This window comes from Flavobacterium sp. CR10 (assembly GCF_055814415.1).
Genome location: NZ_CP185985.1, coordinates 4,880,174 through 4,903,436 on the forward strand (window position 1 = coordinate 4,880,174; position 23,263 = coordinate 4,903,436).

A 23,263-nucleotide genomic window follows, 5' to 3' on the forward strand; every position below is an offset into this window, starting at 1 on the left:
AAAGAAAAAAGAAACATATATACCTAAAAAACAAATACTTAACATTCAAATAACATATTTAAACTGCATAAATGCTTGAACCATTTAGAAAATAAGCCCATTATTTAAATATTACACATAATTGCTATTTTTGCCAGTCATCAAAAAAATTAAACAATCAAGACTGTGATTCAAAAAGTAAATAAAACAGAGTATCCGGAATTAATTTCAGTTTGGGAATCGTCTGTAAAAGCGACACACGACTTCTTAAAACCTGAAGATTTTATATTTTACAAAGAACTTATTCCAAACTTTTTTGACAATGTTTCTTTGCACTGCATAAAAAATGACCAACAACAGATTATTGGTTTTGTTGGAACTCATGAAGAAAACTTAGAAATGCTGTTTGTAACGGCAGACCAAATAGGAAAAGGAATTGGTAAACAACTATTATTGTATGCCATTGAAGAGCTTAAAATCTCGAAAGTTGATGTAAATAAAGATAATCTAACTGCCACAGCTTTTTACAAGCATTTTGGATTTGAGGTAAAATCTACCTCTGATTTAGACGGCTGTGGAAAACCCTATCCGATTTTGCATTTAGAACTAACAAAAGAGCCACTTAACTAAAGTGGCTCTTTAAATTTTATAACAGACTATTTTTGTTTTTTCCAGTATTTTAAAAACAGCTTATACAATTCATCTGCATTAATTTCAATTTCTGAAGCCGAGTACATTATATTCAATTTCGAATTTTGCTCGTCATAAGCCATTTTCCAAAGAAATTTAGAAACACGGCCATCATACTTAGATATATTGTCAATAGTTATGGCTACCAAAGTATCTCCTCCTACTTTATGCAATTGCACATCGGTAACATCTTGCCATTCAATTCTTCCAAAAGCTTTAGCCACTGGAGTTGTCCTTCCAGAAAAACCATTTGCATCTATTTGAATTAAAGGAGATTTGTCTTTTATACTGGCAAGCATTTTAAATATCAAAACAAGCATTATCAAAAGAATAGCACCAGTAGCAATAGATAGTTTAATTTTAAATACTCCATCAAAGGCTCCTATTCCGTATAAAAATGCAATCGCCAATAAAAGACTTAATGCACTAGCATATAAAAGCAGACTTCTTGTTTTCTTGGCGTTTCGGTAAAAAATTATTTCTTCATTCATGGGGCGTAGTAAAAAATTTTATTTGTTATTAGAATCAAAAATGAAGAAGCAATTTAGTGCAAAATATTTTAAGAAAGCAAGAAATACCCGTAAACATTGGGCATTTTTAAAATCATCACAAGATCAAATAAACATATTCCAGACAATTAAGTCTGCAAAAATCTTGTTTCAGTCAGCTGGGAATTGTATAAATTCTATCTAAAATTAAATACTTCCCAAGGCTTTCCTCATTTGTACCTTTATTATAAAATTAAATATTCACAATAAAAATATAGGTTATGGCAGAAATTAAAATTGAGAAAAAGAAGCCAATTTGGCCATGGATTGTAGCAGTCCTATTAATCTCTGCACTTGTATACTATGTCTTTTTGAGAGATGATCAAGTGCAAAACGAAAACAGAATGGAAATCGAAAACAATTCTAGTGTAGACAGCACAGCAAATTATTAAGAAACTATGGAAAATAAAGATAGAAATTTATACAGATTAGACGAGCTTTCTGATTATAAAGTTGCTTCAAACTATTCTGATGTAAGAGGTTGGAAAATTGTAGATGCAGACAACCGCACAATAGGAAAAATTGATAATCTTTGGGTCAATAAAGACATGCAACGTGTTGTTTATCTTGATGTTAATTTGGACAAAGGATTAATTGAAGACAGTCGTAATGAAGTACATGATGCAATTGCGAATGAAAATGGAAAGGAATTTATCTATAAAGATGGAGACAGCCACATTATTATACCAATCGGTTCTGTGAGTATAAATAAAGATACTAAAATTGTCATGGCCAACAACATCGGGTATGATACATTTAGAAAAACAAGCAGATATAACTGGCAAAATGATTTTGATAGGGAGTACGAAAGAAGAGTGTTGAATTCTTATTATCCTACTGAAGAATCGCGCCTTGCTTCTGAAAGTAATGACGATACTTTTTACAAACGAAGAGAATTTGACAATTATTAATAAATGTAATTGTATTAATAATAAATCTTACAAACGAATAAAGACCAAGCGTTCAAGAATGTTTTGGTCTTTATTTATTTTATCTCTTTAATGCTCTATTTTATTTTGAATTTGATTTAATCTTTCAGATAAATTCCCTTTTACTTCAATCACTTCCAAATCAAAATCATCAATTAATTCTCTGATAATATCATTTACTTCATACCTTAGTTCAGGCAAATCAGAGGCTGAGCACAAAATTCGATCTGGCTTTTCAATAGGAACAAATACAAAAACGTCAATTTCTTTAATTGTGTTTTGGATTTTATTAAATATTGACGAAAAATTTATTTTATCATCAACCGCTAAAGCATATGCTAAAAGATCAATTGGACAGCGGTCAAAAATAGCGTTTCTGTTACTTCTTACAATTTGCTTTAAAGAATGTTTTAACTGGATCATATAATCATCTGCAGTAGGCATTTCAGAAAAATCAAAACCCTTTTCCTGCAATTCAAAATACGGTTCTGAATAAAACTCATAATCAGAAAGAGTTTCATGCAGTTTTTCTGCCAATGTCGTTTTACCAACCTTATGAGCTCCAAGTATTGCTATTCTCATACCATTAATATTTTTTAATCATAAACAACTAAAAATAAACAAAATAGATGCAAAACAAAAAAGGATGATCAAAAATGATCATCCTATAAAGTGATCGCAGAAGGATCACAAACTTGCACTAATTTTACACGCAAACTAACAAAAACCAATATATTTTACATTTTTAATGTAAATATTTTTTATATTTGCAGTGTAATATGTTTGCATTTAAACATATTTGTCGGGCAATTGTCGGGCCAAAACACAACAAAAAGCTTATTAATAAAGGCAATATATCGTGGGAAAATATATTGTTAAAAATCAAACGAAAAAAAATGGCTACATTAAAATATCAGGTTTCTGGTAAAAAAAATCCATCGGAAATTAGTGCTCGTTTTATTCGCGGTAGAGAAATTGATATCGAAGCCAGAATAAAAATGTTTATTGATCCCAAACATTGGGATAAGGAAAATCAAAAAATCCGAAATGTTATTGCAGTTCCAAATCGCGACGAATTAAACAAAAAGTTAATTGAGTTGAAACTTTCGATTTTTGATGCTGCAAATTTTGATTTTTCAAATGGTGAAATATTAAATAGAGCTTGGCTTGAAAAAACCATTGCTAAATTCTATAATCGTCCATCAGGCGAATTAAAAAAAACAGCTGAATTACATAAAGTTTATTTTACTGATTTTTGCAGTTGGTGGTTAAAAGAAAAAGCTCCTAAATTCAAAATAAGTCCAGAAAAATACATGGACAGCAGAAACATTGGACATTATGAAGCAGCATTAGTTCAAATCAAAAAATTTGAAGGAAAAAATAAATTAAAATTTAAGGATATAAACGAAGTTTTGATTGATTCTTTTTCCGAATTTCTTTCTTCAGAAAAATATGCTTTTGCTACTGCAAAAAGAATGATTTTACGGTTCAAGTTTTTCTGTAAGCGAGCAGAAGCTGAAAATATTAAAATTGATCAATCATACACAAATCGTGTATTCATTAAGAAAGAAACTGAGGATTATCAAGAGCCTTATTTTGATGAAATGGAAATTAAGAAAATCTACGAACACGATTTCTCAAATAACCCAACCTTGGATAATGTAAGAGACAATTTAATTATTGGTTTATGGACTGGCTTAAGAGTTTCAGATTTCTTGTCAAGGTTAAATTTGAATAATTTCAAAGAAGGTTTTATTGAGATAAAAACTAAAAAAACGAAGACCTCTGTAAGCATCCCAATCCATTGGATGATTAGCGAAATTTTAAAAAAAAGAAATGGATCTTTGCCAAATAAAATATCAGACCAAAAATTTAATGACCATATTAAAACTATAGCTGAGATACTTAAATTTAATCAGGTTATGATGGGAGGCGTTGATAAAGTTGATGAAAAAACGAAAGTAAAACGAAAAGTTGTAGCTTTATACCCCAAACATGAACTTGTAACAAGCCATATATGCCGAAGAAGTTTTGCAACAAATGTATATGATACAGTACCGAATAATACGTTAATGTCAATATGTGGTTGGAAGACCGAAGAAATGATGCTAAAATATATCAAGAAAACGAATAGAGAGCACGCTGAGACACTTAAAAAAGTCTGGGCTAGTAAATATGCGGAAGCAAATTAATAATCAAATGGAAGCAAAATATTACACACCGTCAATCGAAGAATTTCATGTTGGATTTGAATTTCAAATTTATGTAATATCTCATCCTAGAAATGGAAAAGCTTCATTGTGGTTAGATTTTAAAATATCTGAATTAGAAGATTTAATGGAATGTCACAATGAAATGTCATTAGAAGGAAATATTGACGGTAAATTTTGTCGTATTAAAGAATTGGACAAAGAAGATATTGAAAGTTTAGGATGGATTTATGATGGAGATAATTTTTTTCATGGAATTTATAACAGTAGAAAATATGAAATTCTGTTGGTAAATGGAAATGTTTGGATATATTTTGATCAAAATGTTGCCAATGAAAGGATCGAACAAAGCACATTATTTCATGGAAAAGTAAAAAATAAATCTGAACTTAAGAAAATAATGATTCAGACTGGACTTGTAAAATAATAATTAAACTGGGAATTAAATAAAACGAAAATAAAATGAGTGATAATCATAAAAAATTGAGTGACGATAAGATCATGTCAAAAGTATTGGAAGCATTAAGATATTCTGGCCTTGCTTTTTCTACAGAGTTAGGATATAAAAGTCATGGCACAATTCATAATATTCTGAAAAAGCAAAACTCAATTAGCCAGGACATGATAAATAGAATAACTTCTAAATTTCCACAAGTAAACTATCTATTCCTAACAAAAGGACAAGAGCCTGTGCTTCTTGACAGAAAGTTAGCTAAAAATCAACTAAACGTGCTTTTTCCGGATGTTGCAAAAATGGAAAAACCAATTTACGATGAAGAAGTTTTTCTGACTTTAAAATCAATTGATTTTAAGCTTGGTAAATTAATCGATTTATTAGAAACAAAAAAAGCCGATGATCAATAAGATTATCGGCTTTTTATTTAGCTGTAGTATATCTTCCCTCCCTTTGGGAATTAGATTAAAGCTCATTGTACTTTAATTCGGTATTTAATGCTTTTAAAATCTGCTCCATTTTATCAAGAGTTATTCCTTTTCGGAATCCGCTTTCAATATCTGAAATGTATTTGTCTCGGCGATTTCCAGTTAAGATTTCGGACAAATCTGGTTGCGAAAGCCCTAAAGCTTCTCTTTTGTCTTTTACAAATTTTGCAAACTTCTGCATTTCGGTTGGTTTCTCTATATTGGTAGACATAATATTTTTAATTAGAGGGTTTCATAAAAGCAACCCAAATAGTTTTTCAGTGTTTGCCTGTTACGTGTCCAAATAGTGGTTTTTGATTAAAATTTGCTAATACTTGACTTAGTTTTATTTGTGCTTCATTCCATTTAAAAATCAATGTCCCATTAGGCTCTAAAACTCTCATGCATTCTGAAAATCCTTCTTTTAAATCAGATTGCCAAGAAGAAAATAAAACACCATATTTTTTAGCCATCCAAGTATCATTTCCAAGTTTGTTTAAATGCGGAGGATCAAAGACAACCATTTTAAAAGTATTGTCTTTAAATGGCATATTTCTAAAGTCACAAATTATGTCTGGATTGATTTTTAGTTCACGGCCATCACATAAAATATGTTCTTCATTTCGGATATCGGCAAATAATACATTTGGATTTTCTTTATCGAACCAAAACATTCTTGAACCACAACAAGCATCTAATATATTTTTTCCTTTTAAGATTTCTTCTAAGTTCATGTTTTAATTTTTTGATTTAAGTTTTACAATTATTTTATTCAAATGATTAATCTCGGCTTGCATTGCTTCGATTGTTTGATTCTTTTCAGCTAAAACCTTGTTATACCTTTCTTTTTGAAATTGATGCTCTGTAAGCGGGTCAGGACAACAACAGTTTTTATTATCATCCCGATGAATCGAACCTAGACACATTGGAATGAAAATTTTTTTCAACGTTTTAGGATCGATCGTGTAATAGCATTTCATTTTTTGTTTTTCAATTCTTCTTTGTGATATTTTACACATTCTTTTGAGCAGAACTCATTTGTTGTTCCGTTTCCGTTTATTTGTTGAAACCAACCGATATTTTTAATGAATGATTTCATGTTTTTTTTTTGACATAGATAATTGAATTTCTCCACACCAATCACAGGATACTGCTTTTGTGTATTTCATAATCCGATAAGTTTTTGTGCGGTTGGTGTTAAAACTAAATCACATTTAATTAAATTTTCTACAGTTGTAAATTCTTTGCACTTGTAAAATTTCTCTTTAAACTTAGAAGCAAAAACTTGAAAATCTTTTTCCGTGTTGGCTATTATATTAAAGTTACGTGACATTTCAACCAATTCAAAACCTTCAAATAAAATACGCTCTTTTGCTTCTTGGTACTCTTTTTTATAGTCAATATATTTTTGCCACCATTCACCATTATAATGGCTATTTCTTAGATGTTCTTCATGCTTTTCAGGCTCTTCCAAAACAATCCATTGGCTATTTATAAGCTTACAAGGAACAAACATCCATAATTCTAGTTTTTTGATTAGAAATTTAGCATATTCGCCTGTCAGTTTCCATTGTATAGCATCAATAGCAAGCATTGCTTTTACCATATCATCTTGATTGCCATTGTAAACAGGCAACGTAAAAGCTCTAGGAAAGTCTTTGCATAATTCAGATGTAGTTCTGTTTCTAAGCATAAAAACGAACTCGGTCATTGATTTTAGTTTCATAATTTTTCTATTGGGTATTTATCTAAATCTATTATTTTATCTATCACATGTTTTGCATCAAATGATTTTAAAAGCCTGTAGTAAAACTTATAATGGGTTGGACACAGAAAGAAAATCTTCGTAATATCCCACCATTTTAAAGAATATCGCCTTAAATAGTAAACAGGCGAAAGACCGTAATCGCGAATCTTAGTGTGTCGCTTACAGCCTTTCGCCTGACAAATTAATTTTACCGTATCATAAGAAACTAAATCAAGTTCTTCCTGAGACATTGACATTAGCTCTTTTATTGCTTCCTCTTCCTCAGACATGATTACCAAGTTTTGTAATATGTAGATTGGGGATTGAAATTATCATCATCGAAATACTTTTCATAAATCTTTTTCATTCGAAGATGCCATCTTTCGACAAGCGCAGAACCTTTACTGGTGTAATAAAACTCAATTCCCTCTTCATATTCAAACAAACTATCTCTATCTGCAGGATTTGTGTATTGCTCGTAATCTGTGATATTTTTTAGGAAATCACTTAGCATATCAGATAAAATATCATTTAAATCATCCGATGTTTTAATTTCAATTCTTTTATTTTTCATGATTTTAGTATAAAGGTGGTTGAGGTTTAGTTATAGGTTGATAATGAGAAATCAGATGGTCTTTTAATATTAATCCATTAAAACAAAAACAACTGAAATCTATATTGTAGGATCCTGTAAAAATTTCATCTTGAATATTAATAAAACAATTTATAGTTTCAGTTGGAAAATCTTCTTTGCTTTTAATCTTGATCCATCCATTGTTGTCTTCTATTCCAGCAAGAGATTTTGGTCTATAGAAAAAATAACTTAAAGATTCTTTTTCTTCTAACAATTTATCATTAAAACCTATTCTTTTTACAGGAAATCTTGACCATCCATCTTCATTGAGATTTTCTTCAAGCTCTACTTTATTCCATTCTTCTTTTATTTTTTCCTCTTTAGTCATAATAATTCTAATTGATTAGGATTAATAATGTTTTTTACAGTTTCTGTTTTCTTTTCAGATATTTGAAAATGACCGTTTTTTAGCCGTTTTAAAAGACCCGAATTAACCATCCGACTAAGAACATCGCCAACGTGTTTTGATGCGTTACAGTAGTATGAATTGCCTATCAATTCAACCGCCTGTTTCTTAGTAATCTGCTTTTCGTGAGAACTTGCAAATTCAAGTATTTTCTTTTGTTTCGGAGTGAGTGCCATGATTATTCAAAAACTAGAGTTTCCTGATTTGAATCTATTGTTTTAGATTGCTTGTTGCTTATTAAAGTGTTGAATCCATTTGAAATTGAATCATACTTTAGAATATAATCGCTTTCAATTTTAAAAACATCTGAATCTATAGCATTAGGCGGAAGTTCTTCTAATACTTCAAATGTCCATTCGCTAAGTTTTGTTTTTGACAAATACAAACCAAAAGGACTACTACTTCTGGTTAAATGATCCCACCATCTAAAAAATGGTGCATTTCGAGTTTTTCCTATATAACATTTACCAGTTGATTTCTCAGTAATCTTGTAAATGTAATTTGGAGATTCTTTTTTTATGTGGTACGGATTATCTGCCAACTCAACTCCTTCATATTTTTTTTCAAGAAATTTATTCAGACAAATGTCATCCTTACTTTTGCAAAACAACATTTCAGAACCTAAAAGCCTATCATTTATTCTAGGACTTGAATGATACTTGCTTTCATGGATTTGTCCGCACTCTTCACATTTCCATTCTCCCTCTTCAATTAATCTTTCTTCATAGCTGTAAAGCGGAAAAATGACAACATAAAAAAACTGTGCTTGATCTTTCGTCTCTTTTTCATATACTTTACCATTTTGAAAAAACTGAGGATATTCTTCTGCTAAAATTCTTTTCACATGAGCTTTGTCGTCAGCTTCAATTAATGGAATCCTTTCAACTTCAACTCTGTCAAATCCCCACATGGAATCATCATGACATATTGATTTTACTACACGTATAAATGCTTTGAATTTCATAAGTAATTACGTTTTTGTGTAATAATTTTAGTTATTACGGGTTTTCGGAATAATTTTTAAGCTAATTTTAATTCACGGTCGTAGTCGGCTGTTGCGAGTGCACGAGCTATATTTACTTCTACAGCATTTCCGATATACTTCTTTTGTTCGGTTTGTGTTCCAATTAATTTATAGTCTTTTGGAAAACCTTGAATCTGTAAAAGCTCAGGAATTTTAAGCATACGCATTTTAATATCTGTAATATTATACGCAACCATAAATTCTTTTATTTTTACCATTGTTTCAGAATCATCTTCAAAGACCATCCATGCAACAGAACCTTTTTCTACAGCTAATAAATAAAGCGGAGCTTTGTCTTGTCTAGCAATAACAGTAACACAAGATTCATCAACTCCCGTACAATGACCAAACCAAGAAGGATTAATTATTAAATGGGTTCTTGAAGTAACAGATGGCGAAGGATTATCAATATCAATTGGCGGTGATGTGCTTGAATTGGCATTAATTAAATAAGGATGTCTTCTGCTTGTAATAAGCGTTTTAGATGGCTCATTAATTGATCTTTCAACATTATTAAAATTTGTATTCATTACCCAATTATGAATATCTATTTTGGTTAATGCAAACTTTGGAACACGTGTCACAGTATTTATAGGCTGTTCAATGCTTGACGGCAAAGAATTACCATACTGTTGGTCTATAAAATTAACTGCAACCTTAGATATAGTATCTTTACATGGTACTACTGGGGATGAACTATCAATTGAGTGTAGTCCAAAATTTCCATAATAGGTTGAAAGATGAGAAGCTGTCACAATTGCTTGCCCATCTATGCACTTAACAGTTCCTGCAGGATTGTCTATGCCGATTACTTTTCCCTCTGGACGACCTGAGTAATACTTTTTTATGAAATTATTTTCTCCTTTAGCAACAAATTTTTCCAATCCTGCCAGGATTCTTTTCTCTGTATTTTCGGAAAGAGGTTTCTTTCTATTAAAAATACTATTTCCTTCGTCTTCTAAATCCAAAACTTCACGTACCGGTTTCCATTTAGGAATAAAAAACAAACTTCCGGATGAACCTTTTTTGCTGTGTGTTTGTTCTGGCCATGCAAATGGAAAACCTTTCTTTGGAAATTGCAGAAACAAGCGCTCACGCGACTGGTAGGCTCCAAAATCAGCTGCATTTAAAATTTTAGCATCAAAATTGTAGCCATAGCCTTTTAATTTCTTAACCCATTTCAAATAGTCTCTTCCATTATCTTTAGAAAGCGGTTTGCCTTTATCATCAAGCGGACCCCAAGCCATAAACTCACGCACATTTTCAAACCAAAATACGTCAGGTTTCAAACTCATATACATAAACATGTGTTCGGCTAATGTTCGGCTGTCGGCATCACGTGCCAAACCTCCTTTTGCTTTACTGAAATTAGTACATTCCAAAGAAGCCCAAATTTTAAGTTTGCAGTCAGGAAATTCTTTTCTTAATTCTGTAACCAATTTTTCCAAATGTTGGACAACAGTGAAGTCTCTTATGTCTTCTGTAAAATGAAGCGTGTGAGGATGGTTTTCGGAATGGCTGTTAATAGCGTTTTTGTCGTGGTTTACACATGCACACACGAAAACATTTTTTGCGTTTGACAAATGAATTCCCGTGGAAGTTCCGCCAGCACCGCAAAACAGATCAATCCAAAAAACTAAAGGCAAACTTGGATTATAGTTTGCCTTTACGTGTTTAATAAATCTGTCAATATCTAAAGTTAAATCTCTTATCATAGTTTAGTGGAACGGCAAAGGCTCGGTTTTTTGTGGTTTATAATGAGTGAAATCTTCCAAGTAATGCTTTATGTCTTCTTTTGAAAGAGGAAGCTTTAAATGGAAAGTATGCTGTGATTTGTTTGGGGCAAGAAAAATATAATCTCCGCTAGTCTTGGGAAGTCCGTTTTCTTTGGGTTTACTCCATCCCATATTATCGTCAATTCCTCTCAATGATTTAGGTCTTAACTCTGAGTTATTAAATCGTCCATCAAACATGAAAAGGACTTGTGCAGGAATTGTTTCTACCCACTCTCTTAACCATCCATCTTCATTAATGCCTTCTTTTACTTGACTGTAAATTTTATTTCCAACTGCAGAAATCCAGTTTTGTTCGATTATGTCTTTTTTAATCATAGCAATTAGTTTTTTGAACTACTCGAATTTCTCGAGTAGTTGGATTTAAAATAATTCTAGTTGTTGATTGGTTTCTTTTTCTTGATTGAATACTTCAAATTTCTCAGGAGAAGCTTCAAAATAGCGATTCATATAATTAACCGCATCTACCGATAATTTTGCGAAATCAGGCAGATATGAATTAAATTTTATGATTGGCGTGTCGTTTTCGTCATAAACAATTGACTGTTTACGGCTGTAGTTTTTAGTCGGGTCTAATGGAAAGTTCATAGCTGATTAAAAATTACAGACGCATTTATCGCCATCAGAATCGTTAAACATTTCTAATTGAGTTCCGCTTTCTGCCATTTTCACAAGATCTTGAATAGATAGGTTGTTTCTGAAAAACATATTTCCATACTTTTCTTGCTCTTCTATATGCCAATCAATAAATCTTGTACCATATTGTATAGATTCAATCAAATTTTTATCTGATTTTTTCCAGCATAATTCACAATTTCCTAGCTTAGAATGAATTTTTAATTTGAAAGGTTGGCTATCAAAGAATACATTTAATTCTAAGTTTCCTATTGTTTTTTCATAATCTGTAAGAAGTGGAGCTATTCTAGTTTCATCTTCTCTTAATTCCGCTAAGGTTATTCTTTTTGGTATATCTTCTTTTCTATAACCTAAAGCTTTAAGGTATTTTGTCGTACCGAAAATGATCTTAGAAAAATGATGAGAAACCCTAGTCTTTGAATATTCTGAGCAGTATGGAATAGCTTGGTTTGGAACTCCAGTCCATTTATTTTTATTTAAATGAGCTATCATATCCGAAAAAACTTTACCTGACATATCCATTGTATCAAAGTCAACTAGTTTACTTTTGACACCTACACCAACTTCTTGGCTATAAACTCCCTCAATTATGTTTAATGGTATTTTCCAGTAATGTACAATGTCTTTTAAAAACTGAATTGTTTCAGGTCGTTCCATTCCAGTATTGCAAAAAACATATAGCTTTTCATATTCTGCATACTTTGGACTAGTTTGAATATGTCTTGCCATCATTGCAGAAGATCTTCCGCCAGAAACTAATACAACTAATGCTTTTTTAGTGTTTTTTTCTAGCATATTTCTTGAATAATGGATTGATCAGGCTCCCAAAAAGAAAGCTTTCCTTTTACGTTTAGAATCGGTTTTTCGTAAAGTACAGGATTAGCCAAAACCCAGTTCCAAATTGGCTCTTCTTGATATAAGGTTTCTCCCTCTACAGTATAACCTTTGATTGGTGTTTTATCTGCCCAAATTGACGAATGATTGATTACACAGTCAATTATTTCAACTTCTCCTATAATTGCCGATTTTGGTTGTTTTTTAAGAAAATCTGCTATTCTTTCATCAGAATCAAGTTTACCACTTTCGCGTAATTTTCTATGCATATCGTCAAATCGAGCAGTATCAAAATAATATTCTAAAAAATCTTCATCCATATATTTTGCAGATACGTGGATATAAATTTTACCTCGAAAGTGAGTTCGTTTTGTTCGGTTTTCAATTGGTTTTATTCCTAATGCAATTAGGATTCCCATTGGATTTTTTATAGAAAGTGCTTTCATAATTTGATAGAATAAAAAAAGAGCAGCTAATAAATAACTGCTCTTTGTGTTTGTAGAAAAAGGTTAAACTTAACCTTCTGTATTTTCGTTGCTCAAATCTACTTCCATTTCTTCAACATAAAGCTTCTGAACAAATTCAACATGGTCTTTGACAGTTTTTAGGTTCTCAGCTACGTCGTCTTTAATTTCAATGTCGAATTCTTTTTCTAGTTCCATGATAATTTCAACTACGTCAAGACTATCAGCGCCCAGCTGGTTGCCTAACTCGGCTTCGTTTACAACTTCTTCCAATTCAACTCCTAACTTGTCAGAAATTAAGTCCTTTACTCTTTCTTCAATTGTTTTTTGATTTCCCATTTTTACTTTTGGATTTTTTAGTTAATGATTCTTTTTGTTCTTCCTGCGCTTGGGCGATTTCAGCTAAACAGTCGCTTAACTTCGAGTAATCGCCCTCAGCATTGTTAATTATTTTTTGAAGAGCATCTACTTTGCTCATTCGTTTTGAATAGTCATGAAAATAAGTCTCTTCAAATGCGTCTAATTCGTCGATGCTAACGTTTTCGAGTTTTTCAATAAGGTTCATTCTTCTTGAATTTGTGATTGTATTTGTCTTTGATATATTGCGGATGCACTTTTAATGTGCTTACCATATTTGGATTTGTATTAAAAGCCACGGTTCTAAGCCTGATTCTAAATAAATGAAATAGGTCAATAATTTTGCTCATTGTCTTTTTTTATTAGATAATTGATACTAAAATGCTTAACACGATTAAAATTATAATCGTAATGATTTCTTGCTTCTTGCTCATTTTTATATTATTGGCTGTATGTACTTTTGAAAAAGCATATAGGCAATGAATACAACAAAAGCGATGCTTATCAAATCAATGATTAAAATTGTTGTTTTGTTTCGATTTATCTGTTGTTCTTCTGTAGGCTTGATTTTTCGCCCAGATTTAAAACTTTTCAACTCGGCAGGCATAAACGATTTGCCACCGCTTAAAACTTCCAAAATGGTGTCCTTTAAGCAATAAAGAGTACACACGATAATAAAAATTGCTAGAACTGCTAATACTGTAACTTTTTCCATGATAAATTGATTTTTGGTTTTTAAATAGTTTGAAATAATAAAAAACCCGAATGTTTAATTCGGGTTCTGTTAAGCGACTTGCTTATTATTTTGTTTAGATAATCGTCTTATTTTGTAAATATTTTTATTCACTAGATTTAAGATTCTTTCATTGTAGTCAGTGGCTACATTGTCAAAGCCTCTGCTTTGATTTACTTCCATTTTTGATAAAGAAATTTCAATTGTTTCTATCGACTTATTATCAATTTTGGCAGAAAACAATAATGAATCTTTTTTCTTAAAATACTTGTTCCTAAAAATGCAATGATTTAGTACTTTGCCCTCTTTTTTGAACTCTTTTAAAGTTTTTAATGGATAAATAGTAATTTCTTTTTCTTTGAAAACCAAGTCGAAATATTTGCTTTTAGCTTTTACATATCTTTCAAAAAGTTCTTCATTTGACATTGATTTTTCTTTTTCATTTTCGGCTTTCTGCAAATTCATATAAAAATTATGAGCCTGTTTTAAATCCTTAGGACAGATTAAATCAGGATTGAATATGTCTTTACCAAACTCTTTAAGTAAATCAATATAATCTTCCCAAATTTGCCAATCAACAGCATCATAATTGTTTTTTAGACAAATTTTTATAATCTTCCAATTCTTTTTGATTTTGTTACTACGATATATATAGTAGGCTAATAGATTTGTATGTCCTGCTTTTAAAAGAGTTTCTGCTATAGAATCTTTTAAAATATTAGTAAACAATACTTGCGGTGCAATATCAAAAACACCGCTTTTAAAACCGTTTCTTTTTAGAATTGGAAGCACAGTCTTAACAGGATAAACTTTTCTAGGATTGATTTTGAATTTTGCAGTTTCTTGCGGGATTAATTTTATAGTCATTGGAGAATGCAAAGTCCAGGCATCTAAATAATAAGAGAATCCATTAACAGCTTTTGCAAAACTTACCGTTTCTCCACTTTCATTTATCCAATGTTGCATAACTTCTGTATAAGAATAGGTAGGCTTTTTATCTTTTTTCATGGTTTTTACTGAAAAGATAAATCGAACAACCTGCAAATCTTTAACCCTTTGAATAAGCGTGAAATACTCTCTTTGATGAAAAATTATTGAATTCTCTCCAAACATGCTTAACTTGTTGTTGCAGTTAGGACATGATACTTTTTTAGATTCAATTTCAAGCTTCCAAACGTGATTACATTCTAAGCAAACGTGTTTATTTCTCGAAATAACTCCGTGACATTCAAATAAATTTTTTGTTCCCCAATTTTCGTGTTTTTCAGTAATAGGAGAAAGTAAAGGTTTCAAATCTGTTACTTTTTTCTGAAATAATGTAGTTGGTTTCATAATCAATCAAATAATAATAAAGCAGTTTGAGTGCAATCTTGTTTTGTCTTAGTTTTTTTCTTTGCAACAGTCGGTTTAATTGGCTGTATAGGTTCTTTTTTGGTTGCAGTTGAATTCTTAATGGCTTCTTCCTTAATTTTTTGTATTGTATCGTCCTGCGGTTTCTCTGCAATATGGCTAACTCTACAGTTTATAGGTTTTATGCCTTTAATTTCGTCTTCATCATAATAATGAATAGCCAATTGATAAACTTCTTCATCTGTCCAGCGATAACGGTTTGATTTTTTAACTTCATCAAAGATGTAATTAATACATTCATCGATATTCTTATTCGGTTTCTTTAGAGTTACAGCGAAAAGAGCATCTTTCAAAGCAACGCTTTCTAAATAAACCGTAATCTGTTTTTTAAAAGGATCTTCTTTTTTATTTTGAGTGCTCATTTCTTTCCATTTTTTTATTAAACCATTTTATAAACTCAATACACGCCTCATAAACAGCTAAAATTTTTGTTTCTGCTTCACATTCAAAAACACAATCAATTACCATTATTTCGCAGTATTTCGGGCCAAAACCAACGTGCGCAATAACATCACCGTTTTCTTCTCGCAGTTGTTCTATTTTTTCCACTACAGACATTAAAGAGTTCCAATTTGTTGAAAAATCTCCTAGATTTTCCCAACCTAATTGTGGCAAGTATTCCTTATAGGCTTGATTTTTTTTACACCAATCCAAGCACTCTTTGTAAGTGCTAAAACTAATATCTACGCTACAGTTATATTTGTAAGGCTTGAATTTAAGCTCTATAAATTCAGATAGTAATATATTTTCTTGTGTCATAATTTGGCTTCATTTAAAAGGATTTCACGAACGTTCAGAGGATAGTACACCCCATTTTTATTAAAACATTTCTGCTTCTTTAATTGACGTTCTACAAGCTCCCGAGTTTCAATTAATTCTTTTGTCATGGTCGGCATAACGCTATTAGAAAGCTTCGGAGACATTCCCAACAACCCCATTTTTGCCATAACGATAAAATAAATAGTTGTGTCCTTTTGGACTGGCGTAAGGCTCGAAAAATATCTAAAACCCTGCGCTCTCATTGCTTCTGCTGTACTCATGGCTTTGGTATTAAATTTTTAAAAAACAATCAAACCCTGAATATATTCAGGGTTTGATTGTTTTTTAGATTGTTTAACTTGTGGTAGTGGCTTTTCTTTAGTCTGTTTTATAACTGGTGTTTTTTCTTCAAATCCGCTTACTGCATCTTTTCTAAAACATATTAAAGCTGTGTGCACATTTGTTCCAGATTCTTTGAATTCTCCACCATCAATAGTTTGAACATAGAGCTGTCCGTTTTCGCTTTCACAAACCGAACCGCCGTTTTTAGCTGCAAATCTTGTTTCTGCTCCCTCAGGCAATCCGATAAACTCTCTAAATTCTTTATATATTTTCTGTGAATTGTAAAGAAATCCGTTGCTCATGATTGAAATCACATAACCATTAGGTTTGCATACTTCATACATTTTGCGAAAATGCTTAATATCTTGCCCTTTTGAGAATGGTGGGTTTGCAATGACTACATCAAAATAATTAATGAATTCATCATACTCTAAAAAATCCATGTGCTTAGTATTAACCAAAGCATTGTCTTTAAAAGACTCCTGCAATATTCCGTAGTTTTCAGCCATGTATTCAATAGCTGTAATAGAATCAAGTTCACAATGAACAGATTCTTTTTCAAACCATTCTAAAACAGACTTTACAATTGCTCCCTGTCCTGCGGATGGTTCAAGAACTTTTAATCTCTTATTTAAATATGGGTCGAAAACCTTTTCACACATCAAATCGCAAAGCTTTTTTGGTGTTCCGAAATATTGGAAAGACTTTTTTAGATTAGTTGTCTCTTTGTTTCGGATTCTATTTAAAACCTGTTCTGCAGAATACGGAAAGTCAAAACCATTGTTAGAATATTTTCCCTCGAAATTTTTAAACATAGCTTTCAAATCAGAATAATTTGAAATAAAAATATCTTTCGGAATTTCTAACCGATTACCTTTAACAGTAAAAGAAAGAGCTGTTATTTCTAAATCAGAATAATCAAAACCATCAATTAGAGAAGCTAGTTTTTGACATTTGATAAGCGTTAATTTATTACTTAAAAAAATGTAGTAAGGATGCTTTTTATCTGTATTAGTATAATCTAATTTCTCTAAGAAATCAACTATGTCCTCTTCATAAAAATTCCAATCAATTAGTCGTTCTCCTGCTGTATCGTTTATTAAAGCTAACCAACATTGACCGCAAAAAGTGTTTGGGTCAGGAAGTGAACCGCCAGCATAAATTTCTAATGTTCCGTGGTAAAAAATATCAGAAGCAGGAAGACGTTTTATCTCTTCCTGCCACATTTTTATTAGGTCTTTTGTTGATTTCTGTGAACCATCATTATAAAAAGCATCCATAACTAAATTAGTTTGTAATTAAATAAATGTCGTACAGGTCGTGACAAGGCTTTTTGTCTTTTAAAGCCTTTTCTACAACCTCGTGTTTTGCGTAGTAATAGCCTAAATTATAGGCACAAAAAGCAACTCCTGCTATTAATAGTAGGCGTATAAATAAATCTCTCTTCATGGGTTTTAATTTTTAGGACTAGTGCAGATAAAATCGTCAGTAGTTAAATTATATTCATCAATTCGAATGTTTTTAAAATTACAGTCAAAGTATTCATTTACAATTAGCAAAAGACTGTCTTTAGTATAAGACAGTCTAGGAGATGCCCTTTCAAGATTTTTATAATTGTGATACGGCTGTTCAAGCCATTTTTGACGTTGTGCATAGAGATAATTTACTAAAGATTGATTTTTTTCTGCTTTAGCATCTGTAATTTTATCTTTCAGCTCATTAAGCTTAGAATTGTGTAATTCCTGTAAATCTCTATCAATTGCGTGGTCAATTCTTAGTCCTGATAGAGAACTTGAACCAAACTCAATAAAAAATTTCTTTCCTTTAGAATTAATAAATTCGGTTCTAACTCTATAGTTGCAAACATCATTTTCAATGCTAGAGTTATAACACATTCCCATACCTACGAAAACCAAATCATTCTTTACATTTTCAATTGCAGTATTTTTTGCTTTCTGTCTTTCGGCTTCTGCTAATTTTTTTTGCTCTTCGCTAACAATATATTCTACAGGATAAGAACATGTTTTAAAATGTTGAAATACCGAATTAGGAGAAGCAGAATAGCAACCATGAGCAAATGCTACTTGGTTTCTAAATTCTTCATTTGAATATATTTCTTTAAATTTTTCGTTATCAAGTGTAATTAAGCTTTTCATAATGTGGATGATTTATGAGTAAATAAAAAGGGCGCATTTAGCGCCCTGTAATTAATCTTCTTTTAGCATTAAGTATTGTTCGTCCTGCGGAATAAATCCCGCCTCTGTAGCTCCAATTTTTCGAGCAGCTTCCCACGAATAACCCTCTTCATCGTGTAAGTATTGAATGTGTTTATTCATGCGCTCGATACGCTGAGTTAACAAATAGCTGTCAATTTTTTCAGCTCCTTTAAATCCTGCAATCGCACCTGCAACCGCTAATGCGATAATTAAAATCTTTTTCATATCTATAATTAGTTAACAGTTAAACCGTATTCAGTAAGTGAAATCATTTCAGAATATGAAACCATATCACCAAGCTTTTTAACAGGCTCTGAGGCTCGCAATTCGTTTAAAGTAGCAATGACAATAGAAGCCTGTTTGTATTGCTCCTGCATCGTGTTAAGCATGTTCTGCGCAATTTCATCTAATTGGTTAATCAATTGCTGTTTTGAATTAGTTTGTGACATGTGGATGAGTTTTAAAATTTACACTAAGTGAAAATAATTTACACTAAATTAAATACACCTTTCCCTTAATAACTGTTTCGCCGTTTTCGGCTCGTCAGACGGCACAACACATGCCGTTACAGTTTTTTCCGCGCCAATCCTATTTAGTTAACGCGAGTACTGCCTTTTTAAAGGAGAGTGTACCAAACCCGCTTTATCCTGTTTTCCAGTCCGCAACTTTGTTAACTGGCTGTTGTCTCGCCATCGTAAAGCGCCCGTCCCGCTTTCCTACAATTCCTACAACTTTAAGAGTACTAAACTATTCCCCTTTTGTGTCCTACAAATATAGTACAATTTACACTATTAATGCAAATGATTTGCACTTTATTTACACTAAGTGTCGATACTAAATATTTATAACACAATGCATATCAATAGATTTTTACTATACACACACAAATCAAACCCAAACAGCATTTAAAATAACGCTGTGACACAAAGTTTTGCTTCATACTCATTGAAGCATCAATTTAATACCAATAGATTAACCCTATTACAAAAACAGTATAACCGGTATCAATCAACAACCACTCATTTAAATAAACAGCAATATCAAAACTCAATTACAATTCATTCGTAACAATATTTATAAGCGATAGAATTTTTTTGTTTTGGCTGTAACGGATGCGAGAGCAGACATAAAGACGCTTTGTGTCCGTGTAATGCTTTCGATATTCGGGAGAAAGTACAGTTTGTTTTCAAATATCGAAACCTCAGAGGGCAGGAAGTTTCGAAACAGTACATTTTTGATTTAGTTTTTGTGTTGTCGGGCATATTGTCGGGGAAATTTAGTATAATTTAAAACTTTCCCAGCAATAGTAAGGGTTTACAGAAAGAGTAAGTGATCGCAGTACGATTACAAAATATAGTATAACGCAAAATAGATGATCGATTGACCAACCAAAAAAGCCAAAAAATTTTAAGACATCGACCGAAATCGTGACCCCATACCCCTACACGATCGAGTTTCCGTTTTGCACCGAACGCGAATATATACCTATACCCTCCCAACAGTATAGTCATATGATAAAAATTTTTAAAACTGAAAATTTAATTTTTTGAAATAATTTTTGATAATTTTTTTCCGCAAAAATTTCTATATTTTTTTTTTTTTTTTTCGTTTTGTGAGGACGTAAAGTTTTGTCCAGGAATGACTGCTTATGATAATTTCGAAATTGGACCTCAAAGGAATATTTTTTAAGCGAATCGTTTATTCCTCAAAAACATATTGTAAGACTTTTATTTTACTTTACATAAAAACTCATTCAAAAACTGTTAAAATTCCAATTAAATTTGGATATTCCAGAATCAATTTTTTACTCAAAGTAATTAGTATAGAAAGTGACTGCTTTTATCTGTATTTAAAACATTAATAATCAATACTTTATAATCAATTCTGCTATTTGAAATTACCACCCAGCGATAACTTTAATGTCGACAGTTGGTAATTTCGATGCAAACAATTGTTATTTTTAGTGTAAATAGTTTACATTTGTTGTTATAAAACGAAAACAAAATGGTAAATCTAACTTTTGAAGCATTCTCTTCAATTATTGAATCAATTCGATTGCAGATTGATAAAGACAAAGAATACTCTTATAATCTTTCTAAAGCTTTTCAAGTTGACAGCTCTAGTTTTCAACTATATGATAATAGTCTCTTAATAAAAAGTCTTCTTTCAATACTTCACTTGCAATTCCCTAAGAAAGATTCATTCTGCGAGATTGAACATTATATGTTCGAATTAAATTTTGGAAAGGTTGGAGAGCAGGAATTAATTACTGTTGAAGATTTATGGTTTAAGCTGAATAACGAACCAATCATTTCCACTCATCCTTTAATTGATGAAAAAGGGATATGGAATCCTTATGCTGAGAAATTCAAAGGATATTGGGCTAAGATTCTAAAAAAATAGAAGAATGGCGTGCTCGGATAGATTTATGAAAGAATGTGCTGGAAAGATACAGCATAAAAACAAGCTGAGTGCCGAGTATGCATTGGAGAATAGCAATACAAGCAAAAAAGCGAATATCTACAAGTGCCGTATCTGCAAATTTTTCCACATAGGCACTCTTTCAAAGAATAAATCTAAAAAAATCCGAATAACAAAAAAGGCTATTGACAATAATGAGCATAAGAAAAAATATAGAAAAGTGAGAAAATTCAAATACTGATGCTATGAATATGAAAAACGAATTTATTCCTGAAACAAAATAAATGATCCAGCATGTTCAGGCTGCTAAAAGAGAACAATTTAGAGGCAGTTATAAACCAAAGCCGGGACATACACTTTTTAAATACAACCACCTCACTAAAGAAATTGACGAGGCTAAATATGAATTGCTTCCAGCTGATTTTAAAAATCCAAAAAAGGTCAAGAAGAAAGTTGTAATGGAAGAAGGATGCAGTTATATATCTGCTTTGAATAAAAAGAACGCTTTGAAAAAACTTGGTCTAACAGTATAAATTATAAACTATGAAAAAATTTGCAATCATTACAAAAAGAACAAAAGTAAAGCAGTCTTATTATGGAGAGATTAGATATGGAGTATCAGACAAAACAGTCATTTGGAGATTTTTAGGTATTCCATTCTTTATAGAAACTTTAGAGCACGATAACAATGCCTAATCACAAAGTTCGTGTCGGCTATCATGGCAAAAGTAAAAAATGCTATGGATTATTGGTTGATGTGCATATTGATCCAGAAACACAAAATTATTCAGCAGGCCGTTTAGAATGGTTTCCAAAGTCTCTTTGTGAGCTAGAGAAAAAGGAAATACCTGGACACATTCCAGCATACTTCTTAACGGCTCCTGAATGGCTTTTAAAGGAAAAAAAAGTAACGTTTAATGGATTAGATACAATTATATCTTGGCATAATACAAATATAAAACCTGAAATATCTAATGAAATTGATTGGACCAAAATAGATGAAGCAGGTCACTTTAATATAAAAAAATAAATTATGAATATTCTAGCATTAGATATCGCTACAAAAACAGGTTGGTGTACTGCTACCGCTAATGGTTCTTGGGATTTAAAACCAAATCGCGGAGAAAGTGAAGGAATGAGAGTTGTCAGATTCAAAGCTAAAGTTCGGGAAATAATAAAGCTTGAAAATATCACATTGGTCTCTTATGAACGATGTGCCGGAATGCATAAATCAAGTATTATGGTGGCCTCAGAAATGATTGGAGTATTAAAAGATTTATGTATTGAGTTAGGAATTGAAATGGCTTCTTATTCTGCAAAAGAAATTAAAAAGGATGCTACAGGAAATGGTAACGCAGGAAAACCACTTATGATTAAAGCTGCATTTGATTTAGGATTTTCTCCTGCAGATGATAATGCAGCAGATGCAATTCATTTATATAGATTAACCAAAAAGGATTTAAACCTATGATAAAACCAAACTTACAGGCAGTCAGAAAACAGTTTTCTAATGCTAAAACTGTGACCTGCATTACCAATCAGATTAATGTTGATGTAACAGGCATAACCGAATTTGAATACGATACGGAAGCTGAAATTTGGACTTCTGTAGGCGGAGCGATCACTTTCTGGAAAAATGGACAGTATGCTCCAATTGTAAACGAAGTGAGTAAAAAGCCATGCAAATGCGAGAACTGCAATTGCAACAAAGGAAAAACCGTTAAACGTAATCTTAAGAAATAATGAGCAAGATATATTATCCATTCAGCCAAAATCCACAGGAACATTCAGCCACACATGAAAATATCCGTATTTACAAAAGAGATTTTGTTTTAAGTGATATGAGTACTAGAGTCATAAATTCTATAGAAATTGATTTAAATAAGTTTAAAATAAGAAATCCTGATTTAGAACTTACTGATTTAGAATTATTAGCATCCATTTTTTCTATTGACGTTACTACTGAGCATATTGATAGAAGAACAGGCAAAACAACAAAATTGGTAGACCGATGGGTGCAGGAATTCTTTGAAAAAGGAATTACTTATGTCTATGAAGGGCGTGACAAAGAGAACCAAATGCATTTAAATATGGAAGCTTTAGAGCGATTTAAAAAGCGAATGGCTTCTGAACATTCAAATATAGATTTTGATATTACAACTGGTAATTTCAGCGGTATAACATGTTTTAAAGTAACCAAAAAATAAAAT

41 protein-coding genes are annotated in these 23,263 nt (G+C 31.5%); 13 read left to right on the plus strand and 28 right to left on the minus strand.

Going from position 1 to position 23,263, the window contains the following annotated elements; translation table 11 throughout:
• Positions 1–165: 165 nt before the first annotated feature.
• On the plus strand, positions 166–609 hold the full coding sequence (locus ACNRYB_RS20365; protein ID WP_473728516.1) for a GNAT family N-acetyltransferase: 444 nt from the start codon (positions 166–168) through the stop codon (positions 607–609).
• 26 nt (positions 610–635) lie between these two features.
• On the opposite strand, the gene ACNRYB_RS20370 is transcribed toward ACNRYB_RS20365, so the two are convergent.
• Positions 636–1,160 carry an STM3941 family protein gene (locus tag ACNRYB_RS20370; protein ID WP_473728517.1) on the minus strand — a complete coding sequence of 175 codons (525 nt, stop codon included), beginning with the start codon at positions 1,158–1,160 and terminating at the stop codon, positions 636–638.
• Positions 1,161–1,438: 278 nt separating this feature from the next.
• Between ACNRYB_RS20370 and ACNRYB_RS20375 the strand changes: the two genes are divergently transcribed.
• Positions 1,439–1,609 carry a hypothetical protein gene (locus tag ACNRYB_RS20375; protein WP_202003879.1) on the plus strand — a complete coding sequence of 57 codons (171 nt, stop codon included), beginning with the start codon at positions 1,439–1,441 and terminating at the stop codon, positions 1,607–1,609.
• Between the two features lie 6 nt (positions 1,610–1,615).
• Positions 1,616–2,128, plus strand: coding sequence for a PRC-barrel domain-containing protein (locus ACNRYB_RS20380; protein WP_202003876.1), 513 nt, complete (start codon positions 1,616–1,618; stop codon positions 2,126–2,128).
• A gap of 87 nt (positions 2,129–2,215) precedes the next feature.
• On the opposite strand, the gene ACNRYB_RS20385 is transcribed toward ACNRYB_RS20380, so the two are convergent.
• The gene (locus tag ACNRYB_RS20385; RefSeq protein WP_473728518.1) at positions 2,216–2,728 is read right to left on the minus strand and encodes an AAA family ATPase; all 513 of its coding nucleotides are present in this window, start codon (positions 2,726–2,728) and stop codon (positions 2,216–2,218) included.
• Positions 2,729–2,925: 197 nt separating this feature from the next.
• Between ACNRYB_RS20385 and ACNRYB_RS20390 the strand changes: the two genes are divergently transcribed.
• Genes ACNRYB_RS20390 through ACNRYB_RS20400 form a run of 3 tightly spaced genes read left to right on the plus strand, consistent with a single transcriptional unit; the run spans position 2,926 to position 5,220 of the window.
• Complete coding sequence (locus tag ACNRYB_RS20390; RefSeq protein WP_473728519.1) at positions 2,926–4,338, plus strand: tyrosine-type recombinase/integrase; 1,413 nt, start codon at positions 2,926–2,928, stop codon at positions 4,336–4,338.
• Entirely contained in the window at positions 4,322–4,783 is a 462-nt protein-coding gene (locus ACNRYB_RS20395) for a hypothetical protein (RefSeq protein ID WP_473728520.1), read from the plus strand. The genes ACNRYB_RS20390 and ACNRYB_RS20395 overlap by 17 nt, the downstream gene beginning before the upstream one ends.
• Before the next feature lie 35 nt (positions 4,784–4,818).
• A complete protein-coding gene (locus tag ACNRYB_RS20400) occupies positions 4,819–5,220 on the plus strand; it encodes a hypothetical protein (protein ID WP_473728521.1) in 402 nt (133 codons plus the stop codon).
• Between the two features lie 55 nt (positions 5,221–5,275).
• On the opposite strand, the gene ACNRYB_RS20405 is transcribed toward ACNRYB_RS20400, so the two are convergent.
• From ACNRYB_RS20405 to ACNRYB_RS20530, 26 genes are all read right to left on the minus strand, one after another.
• Positions 5,276–5,509, minus strand: coding sequence for a helix-turn-helix domain-containing protein (locus ACNRYB_RS20405; protein ID WP_473728522.1), 234 nt, complete (start codon positions 5,507–5,509; stop codon positions 5,276–5,278).
• A 46-nt stretch (positions 5,510–5,555) separates the two neighbouring features.
• Positions 5,556–6,011: a TRM11 family methyltransferase gene (locus tag ACNRYB_RS20410; RefSeq protein WP_473728523.1), complete on the minus strand. Its 456-nt coding sequence runs from the start codon at positions 6,009–6,011 to the stop codon at positions 5,556–5,558.
• Between the two features lie 242 nt (positions 6,012–6,253).
• Complete coding sequence (locus tag ACNRYB_RS20415; RefSeq protein ID WP_473728524.1) at positions 6,254–6,376, minus strand: hypothetical protein; 123 nt, start codon at positions 6,374–6,376, stop codon at positions 6,254–6,256.
• A gap of 66 nt (positions 6,377–6,442) precedes the next feature.
• Positions 6,443–7,003, minus strand: a complete 561-nt coding sequence (locus ACNRYB_RS20420) for a hypothetical protein (protein ID WP_473728525.1) — start codon at positions 7,001–7,003, stop codon at positions 6,443–6,445.
• On the minus strand, positions 7,000–7,314 hold the full coding sequence (locus ACNRYB_RS20425) for a hypothetical protein (protein WP_473728526.1): 315 nt from the start codon (positions 7,312–7,314) through the stop codon (positions 7,000–7,002). The genes ACNRYB_RS20420 and ACNRYB_RS20425 overlap by 4 nt, the downstream gene beginning before the upstream one ends.
• 2 nt (positions 7,315–7,316) lie before the next feature.
• Complete coding sequence (locus tag ACNRYB_RS20430) at positions 7,317–7,598, minus strand: hypothetical protein (RefSeq protein WP_473728527.1); 282 nt, start codon at positions 7,596–7,598, stop codon at positions 7,317–7,319.
• Positions 7,599–7,602: 4 nt separating this feature from the next.
• Positions 7,603–7,986, minus strand: coding sequence for a hypothetical protein (locus tag ACNRYB_RS20435; RefSeq protein WP_473728528.1), 384 nt, complete (start codon positions 7,984–7,986; stop codon positions 7,603–7,605).
• Positions 7,987–8,242: 256 nt separating this feature from the next.
• Positions 8,243–9,028: a GIY-YIG nuclease family protein gene (locus ACNRYB_RS20440; RefSeq protein WP_473728529.1), complete on the minus strand. Its 786-nt coding sequence runs from the start codon at positions 9,026–9,028 to the stop codon at positions 8,243–8,245.
• Between the two features lie 56 nt (positions 9,029–9,084).
• On the minus strand, positions 9,085–10,803 hold the full coding sequence (locus ACNRYB_RS20445) for a DNA cytosine methyltransferase (RefSeq protein WP_473728530.1): 1,719 nt from the start codon (positions 10,801–10,803) through the stop codon (positions 9,085–9,087).
• A gap of 3 nt (positions 10,804–10,806) precedes the next feature.
• Positions 10,807–11,199 carry a hypothetical protein gene (locus ACNRYB_RS20450; protein WP_473728531.1) on the minus strand — a complete coding sequence of 131 codons (393 nt, stop codon included), beginning with the start codon at positions 11,197–11,199 and terminating at the stop codon, positions 10,807–10,809.
• 45 nt (positions 11,200–11,244) lie between these two features.
• Positions 11,245–11,469, minus strand: coding sequence for a hypothetical protein (locus ACNRYB_RS20455; RefSeq protein WP_473728532.1), 225 nt, complete (start codon positions 11,467–11,469; stop codon positions 11,245–11,247).
• A gap of 6 nt (positions 11,470–11,475) precedes the next feature.
• On the minus strand, positions 11,476–12,312 hold the full coding sequence (locus ACNRYB_RS20460; RefSeq protein WP_473728533.1) for a phosphoadenosine phosphosulfate reductase: 837 nt from the start codon (positions 12,310–12,312) through the stop codon (positions 11,476–11,478).
• Entirely contained in the window at positions 12,306–12,797 is a 492-nt protein-coding gene (locus tag ACNRYB_RS20465; protein WP_473728534.1) for an ASCH domain-containing protein, read from the minus strand. The genes ACNRYB_RS20460 and ACNRYB_RS20465 overlap by 7 nt, the downstream gene beginning before the upstream one ends.
• Positions 12,798–12,866: 69 nt before the next feature.
• Positions 12,867–13,154: an acyl carrier protein gene (gene acpP, locus ACNRYB_RS20470; RefSeq protein ID WP_473728535.1), complete on the minus strand. Its 288-nt coding sequence runs from the start codon at positions 13,152–13,154 to the stop codon at positions 12,867–12,869.
• Complete coding sequence (locus tag ACNRYB_RS20475; protein ID WP_473728536.1) at positions 13,132–13,380, minus strand: hypothetical protein; 249 nt, start codon at positions 13,378–13,380, stop codon at positions 13,132–13,134. The genes acpP and ACNRYB_RS20475 overlap by 23 nt, the downstream gene beginning before the upstream one ends.
• Positions 13,367–13,522 carry a hypothetical protein gene (locus ACNRYB_RS20480; RefSeq protein ID WP_473728537.1) on the minus strand — a complete coding sequence of 52 codons (156 nt, stop codon included), beginning with the start codon at positions 13,520–13,522 and terminating at the stop codon, positions 13,367–13,369. The genes ACNRYB_RS20475 and ACNRYB_RS20480 overlap by 14 nt, the downstream gene beginning before the upstream one ends.
• A gap of 86 nt (positions 13,523–13,608) precedes the next feature.
• Entirely contained in the window at positions 13,609–13,887 is a 279-nt protein-coding gene (locus ACNRYB_RS20485; protein WP_473728538.1) for a hypothetical protein, read from the minus strand.
• Between the two features lie 69 nt (positions 13,888–13,956).
• The gene (locus tag ACNRYB_RS20490; RefSeq protein ID WP_473728539.1) at positions 13,957–14,913 is read right to left on the minus strand and encodes a PcfJ domain-containing protein; all 957 of its coding nucleotides are present in this window, start codon (positions 14,911–14,913) and stop codon (positions 13,957–13,959) included.
• A 326-nt stretch (positions 14,914–15,239) separates the two neighbouring features.
• Positions 15,240–15,677 carry a PcfK-like family protein gene (locus tag ACNRYB_RS20495; protein WP_473728540.1) on the minus strand — a complete coding sequence of 146 codons (438 nt, stop codon included), beginning with the start codon at positions 15,675–15,677 and terminating at the stop codon, positions 15,240–15,242.
• Positions 15,661–16,074, minus strand: a complete 414-nt coding sequence (locus ACNRYB_RS20500) for a hypothetical protein (protein WP_473728541.1) — start codon at positions 16,072–16,074, stop codon at positions 15,661–15,663. Before ACNRYB_RS20500 ends, ACNRYB_RS20495 begins: the two co-directional genes overlap by 17 nt.
• Positions 16,071–16,355: a hypothetical protein gene (locus ACNRYB_RS20505; protein WP_473728542.1), complete on the minus strand. Its 285-nt coding sequence runs from the start codon at positions 16,353–16,355 to the stop codon at positions 16,071–16,073. Before ACNRYB_RS20505 ends, ACNRYB_RS20500 begins: the two co-directional genes overlap by 4 nt.
• Positions 16,356–16,373: 18 nt before the next feature.
• On the minus strand, positions 16,374–17,696 hold the full coding sequence (locus tag ACNRYB_RS20510; RefSeq protein WP_473728543.1) for an N-6 DNA methylase: 1,323 nt from the start codon (positions 17,694–17,696) through the stop codon (positions 16,374–16,376).
• Positions 17,697–17,703: 7 nt separating this feature from the next.
• Positions 17,704–17,865: a hypothetical protein gene (locus ACNRYB_RS20515; RefSeq protein WP_473728544.1), complete on the minus strand. Its 162-nt coding sequence runs from the start codon at positions 17,863–17,865 to the stop codon at positions 17,704–17,706.
• A gap of 5 nt (positions 17,866–17,870) precedes the next feature.
• Positions 17,871–18,572 (minus strand): hypothetical protein, encoded by a 702-nt coding sequence (locus ACNRYB_RS20520; RefSeq protein WP_473728545.1) that lies wholly within the window; start codon positions 18,570–18,572, stop codon positions 17,871–17,873.
• A 51-nt stretch (positions 18,573–18,623) separates the two neighbouring features.
• Positions 18,624–18,857: a hypothetical protein gene (locus ACNRYB_RS20525; RefSeq protein ID WP_473728546.1), complete on the minus strand. Its 234-nt coding sequence runs from the start codon at positions 18,855–18,857 to the stop codon at positions 18,624–18,626.
• An 8-nt stretch (positions 18,858–18,865) separates the two neighbouring features.
• The gene (locus tag ACNRYB_RS20530) at positions 18,866–19,081 is read right to left on the minus strand and encodes a hypothetical protein (RefSeq protein ID WP_473728547.1); all 216 of its coding nucleotides are present in this window, start codon (positions 19,079–19,081) and stop codon (positions 18,866–18,868) included.
• 1,555 nt (positions 19,082–20,636) lie between these two features.
• Between ACNRYB_RS20530 and ACNRYB_RS20535 the strand changes: the two genes are divergently transcribed.
• From ACNRYB_RS20535 to ACNRYB_RS20565, 7 genes are all read left to right on the plus strand, one after another.
• Positions 20,637–21,035: a hypothetical protein gene (locus tag ACNRYB_RS20535; RefSeq protein WP_473728548.1), complete on the plus strand. Its 399-nt coding sequence runs from the start codon at positions 20,637–20,639 to the stop codon at positions 21,033–21,035.
• Between the two features lie 302 nt (positions 21,036–21,337).
• The gene (locus tag ACNRYB_RS20540) at positions 21,338–21,586 is read left to right on the plus strand and encodes a hypothetical protein (protein WP_473728549.1); all 249 of its coding nucleotides are present in this window, start codon (positions 21,338–21,340) and stop codon (positions 21,584–21,586) included.
• A gap of 10 nt (positions 21,587–21,596) precedes the next feature.
• Positions 21,597–21,749 carry a hypothetical protein gene (locus ACNRYB_RS20545; protein WP_473728550.1) on the plus strand — a complete coding sequence of 51 codons (153 nt, stop codon included), beginning with the start codon at positions 21,597–21,599 and terminating at the stop codon, positions 21,747–21,749.
• On the plus strand, positions 21,742–22,083 hold the full coding sequence (locus ACNRYB_RS20550; RefSeq protein ID WP_473728551.1) for a hypothetical protein: 342 nt from the start codon (positions 21,742–21,744) through the stop codon (positions 22,081–22,083). Before ACNRYB_RS20545 ends, ACNRYB_RS20550 begins: the two co-directional genes overlap by 8 nt.
• Before the next feature lie 3 nt (positions 22,084–22,086).
• Positions 22,087–22,524 (plus strand): crossover junction endodeoxyribonuclease RuvC, encoded by a 438-nt coding sequence (locus ACNRYB_RS20555; RefSeq protein ID WP_473728552.1) that lies wholly within the window; start codon positions 22,087–22,089, stop codon positions 22,522–22,524.
• Entirely contained in the window at positions 22,521–22,796 is a 276-nt protein-coding gene (locus ACNRYB_RS20560; protein ID WP_473728553.1) for a hypothetical protein, read from the plus strand. Before ACNRYB_RS20555 ends, ACNRYB_RS20560 begins: the two co-directional genes overlap by 4 nt.
• Positions 22,796–23,260: a hypothetical protein gene (locus ACNRYB_RS20565; protein ID WP_473728554.1), complete on the plus strand. Its 465-nt coding sequence runs from the start codon at positions 22,796–22,798 to the stop codon at positions 23,258–23,260. The genes ACNRYB_RS20560 and ACNRYB_RS20565 overlap by 1 nt, the downstream gene beginning before the upstream one ends.
• The last annotated feature ends 3 nt before the right edge of the window (positions 23,261–23,263 follow it).

Coding starts and splice junctions, on each gene's coding strand:
- ACNRYB_RS20370 (WP_473728517.1), bottom strand. CDS start 1,160: ATGAATGAAGAAATAATTTTTTACCGAAACGCCAAGAAAACAAGAAGT.
- ACNRYB_RS20375 (WP_202003879.1), top strand. CDS start 1,439: ATGGCAGAAATTAAAATTGAGAAAAAGAAGCCAATTTGGCCATGGATT.
- ACNRYB_RS20380 (WP_202003876.1), top strand. CDS start 1,616: ATGGAAAATAAAGATAGAAATTTATACAGATTAGACGAGCTTTCTGAT.
- ACNRYB_RS20385 (WP_473728518.1), bottom strand. CDS start 2,728: ATGAGAATAGCAATACTTGGAGCTCATAAGGTTGGTAAAACGACATTG.
- ACNRYB_RS20390 (WP_473728519.1), top strand. CDS start 2,926: ATGTTTGCATTTAAACATATTTGTCGGGCAATTGTCGGGCCAAAACAC.
- ACNRYB_RS20395 (WP_473728520.1), top strand. CDS start 4,322: ATGCGGAAGCAAATTAATAATCAAATGGAAGCAAAATATTACACACCG.
- ACNRYB_RS20400 (WP_473728521.1), top strand. CDS start 4,819: ATGAGTGATAATCATAAAAAATTGAGTGACGATAAGATCATGTCAAAA.
- ACNRYB_RS20405 (WP_473728522.1), bottom strand. CDS start 5,509: ATGTCTACCAATATAGAGAAACCAACCGAAATGCAGAAGTTTGCAAAA.
- ACNRYB_RS20410 (WP_473728523.1), bottom strand. CDS start 6,011: ATGAACTTAGAAGAAATCTTAAAAGGAAAAAATATATTAGATGCTTGT.
- ACNRYB_RS20415 (WP_473728524.1), bottom strand. CDS start 6,376: ATGAAATCATTCATTAAAAATATCGGTTGGTTTCAACAAATAAACGGA.
- ACNRYB_RS20420 (WP_473728525.1), bottom strand. CDS start 7,003: ATGAAACTAAAATCAATGACCGAGTTCGTTTTTATGCTTAGAAACAGA.
- ACNRYB_RS20425 (WP_473728526.1), bottom strand. CDS start 7,314: ATGTCTGAGGAAGAGGAAGCAATAAAAGAGCTAATGTCAATGTCTCAG.
- ACNRYB_RS20430 (WP_473728527.1), bottom strand. CDS start 7,598: ATGAAAAATAAAAGAATTGAAATTAAAACATCGGATGATTTAAATGAT.
- ACNRYB_RS20435 (WP_473728528.1), bottom strand. CDS start 7,986: ATGACTAAAGAGGAAAAAATAAAAGAAGAATGGAATAAAGTAGAGCTT.
- ACNRYB_RS20440 (WP_473728529.1), bottom strand. CDS start 9,028: ATGAAATTCAAAGCATTTATACGTGTAGTAAAATCAATATGTCATGAT.
- ACNRYB_RS20445 (WP_473728530.1), bottom strand. CDS start 10,803: ATGATAAGAGATTTAACTTTAGATATTGACAGATTTATTAAACACGTA.
- ACNRYB_RS20450 (WP_473728531.1), bottom strand. CDS start 11,199: ATGATTAAAAAAGACATAATCGAACAAAACTGGATTTCTGCAGTTGGA.
- ACNRYB_RS20455 (WP_473728532.1), bottom strand. CDS start 11,469: ATGAACTTTCCATTAGACCCGACTAAAAACTACAGCCGTAAACAGTCA.
- ACNRYB_RS20460 (WP_473728533.1), bottom strand. CDS start 12,312: ATGCTAGAAAAAAACACTAAAAAAGCATTAGTTGTATTAGTTTCTGGC.
- ACNRYB_RS20465 (WP_473728534.1), bottom strand. CDS start 12,797: ATGAAAGCACTTTCTATAAAAAATCCAATGGGAATCCTAATTGCATTA.
- acpP (WP_473728535.1), bottom strand. CDS start 13,154: ATGGGAAATCAAAAAACAATTGAAGAAAGAGTAAAGGACTTAATTTCT.
- ACNRYB_RS20475 (WP_473728536.1), bottom strand. CDS start 13,380: ATGAACCTTATTGAAAAACTCGAAAACGTTAGCATCGACGAATTAGAC.
- ACNRYB_RS20480 (WP_473728537.1), bottom strand. CDS start 13,522: ATGAGCAAAATTATTGACCTATTTCATTTATTTAGAATCAGGCTTAGA.
- ACNRYB_RS20485 (WP_473728538.1), bottom strand. CDS start 13,887: ATGGAAAAAGTTACAGTATTAGCAGTTCTAGCAATTTTTATTATCGTG.
- ACNRYB_RS20490 (WP_473728539.1), bottom strand. CDS start 14,913: ATGAAAAAAGATAAAAAGCCTACCTATTCTTATACAGAAGTTATGCAA.
- ACNRYB_RS20495 (WP_473728540.1), bottom strand. CDS start 15,677: ATGAGCACTCAAAATAAAAAAGAAGATCCTTTTAAAAAACAGATTACG.
- ACNRYB_RS20500 (WP_473728541.1), bottom strand. CDS start 16,074: ATGACACAAGAAAATATATTACTATCTGAATTTATAGAGCTTAAATTC.
- ACNRYB_RS20505 (WP_473728542.1), bottom strand. CDS start 16,355: ATGAGTACAGCAGAAGCAATGAGAGCGCAGGGTTTTAGATATTTTTCG.
- ACNRYB_RS20510 (WP_473728543.1), bottom strand. CDS start 17,696: ATGGATGCTTTTTATAATGATGGTTCACAGAAATCAACAAAAGACCTA.
- ACNRYB_RS20515 (WP_473728544.1), bottom strand. CDS start 17,865: ATGAAGAGAGATTTATTTATACGCCTACTATTAATAGCAGGAGTTGCT.
- ACNRYB_RS20520 (WP_473728545.1), bottom strand. CDS start 18,572: ATGAAAAGCTTAATTACACTTGATAACGAAAAATTTAAAGAAATATAT.
- ACNRYB_RS20525 (WP_473728546.1), bottom strand. CDS start 18,857: ATGAAAAAGATTTTAATTATCGCATTAGCGGTTGCAGGTGCGATTGCA.
- ACNRYB_RS20530 (WP_473728547.1), bottom strand. CDS start 19,081: ATGTCACAAACTAATTCAAAACAGCAATTGATTAACCAATTAGATGAA.
- ACNRYB_RS20535 (WP_473728548.1), top strand. CDS start 20,637: ATGGTAAATCTAACTTTTGAAGCATTCTCTTCAATTATTGAATCAATT.
- ACNRYB_RS20540 (WP_473728549.1), top strand. CDS start 21,338: ATGATCCAGCATGTTCAGGCTGCTAAAAGAGAACAATTTAGAGGCAGT.
- ACNRYB_RS20545 (WP_473728550.1), top strand. CDS start 21,597: ATGAAAAAATTTGCAATCATTACAAAAAGAACAAAAGTAAAGCAGTCT.
- ACNRYB_RS20550 (WP_473728551.1), top strand. CDS start 21,742: ATGCCTAATCACAAAGTTCGTGTCGGCTATCATGGCAAAAGTAAAAAA.
- ACNRYB_RS20555 (WP_473728552.1), top strand. CDS start 22,087: ATGAATATTCTAGCATTAGATATCGCTACAAAAACAGGTTGGTGTACT.
- ACNRYB_RS20560 (WP_473728553.1), top strand. CDS start 22,521: ATGATAAAACCAAACTTACAGGCAGTCAGAAAACAGTTTTCTAATGCT.
- ACNRYB_RS20565 (WP_473728554.1), top strand. CDS start 22,796: ATGAGCAAGATATATTATCCATTCAGCCAAAATCCACAGGAACATTCA.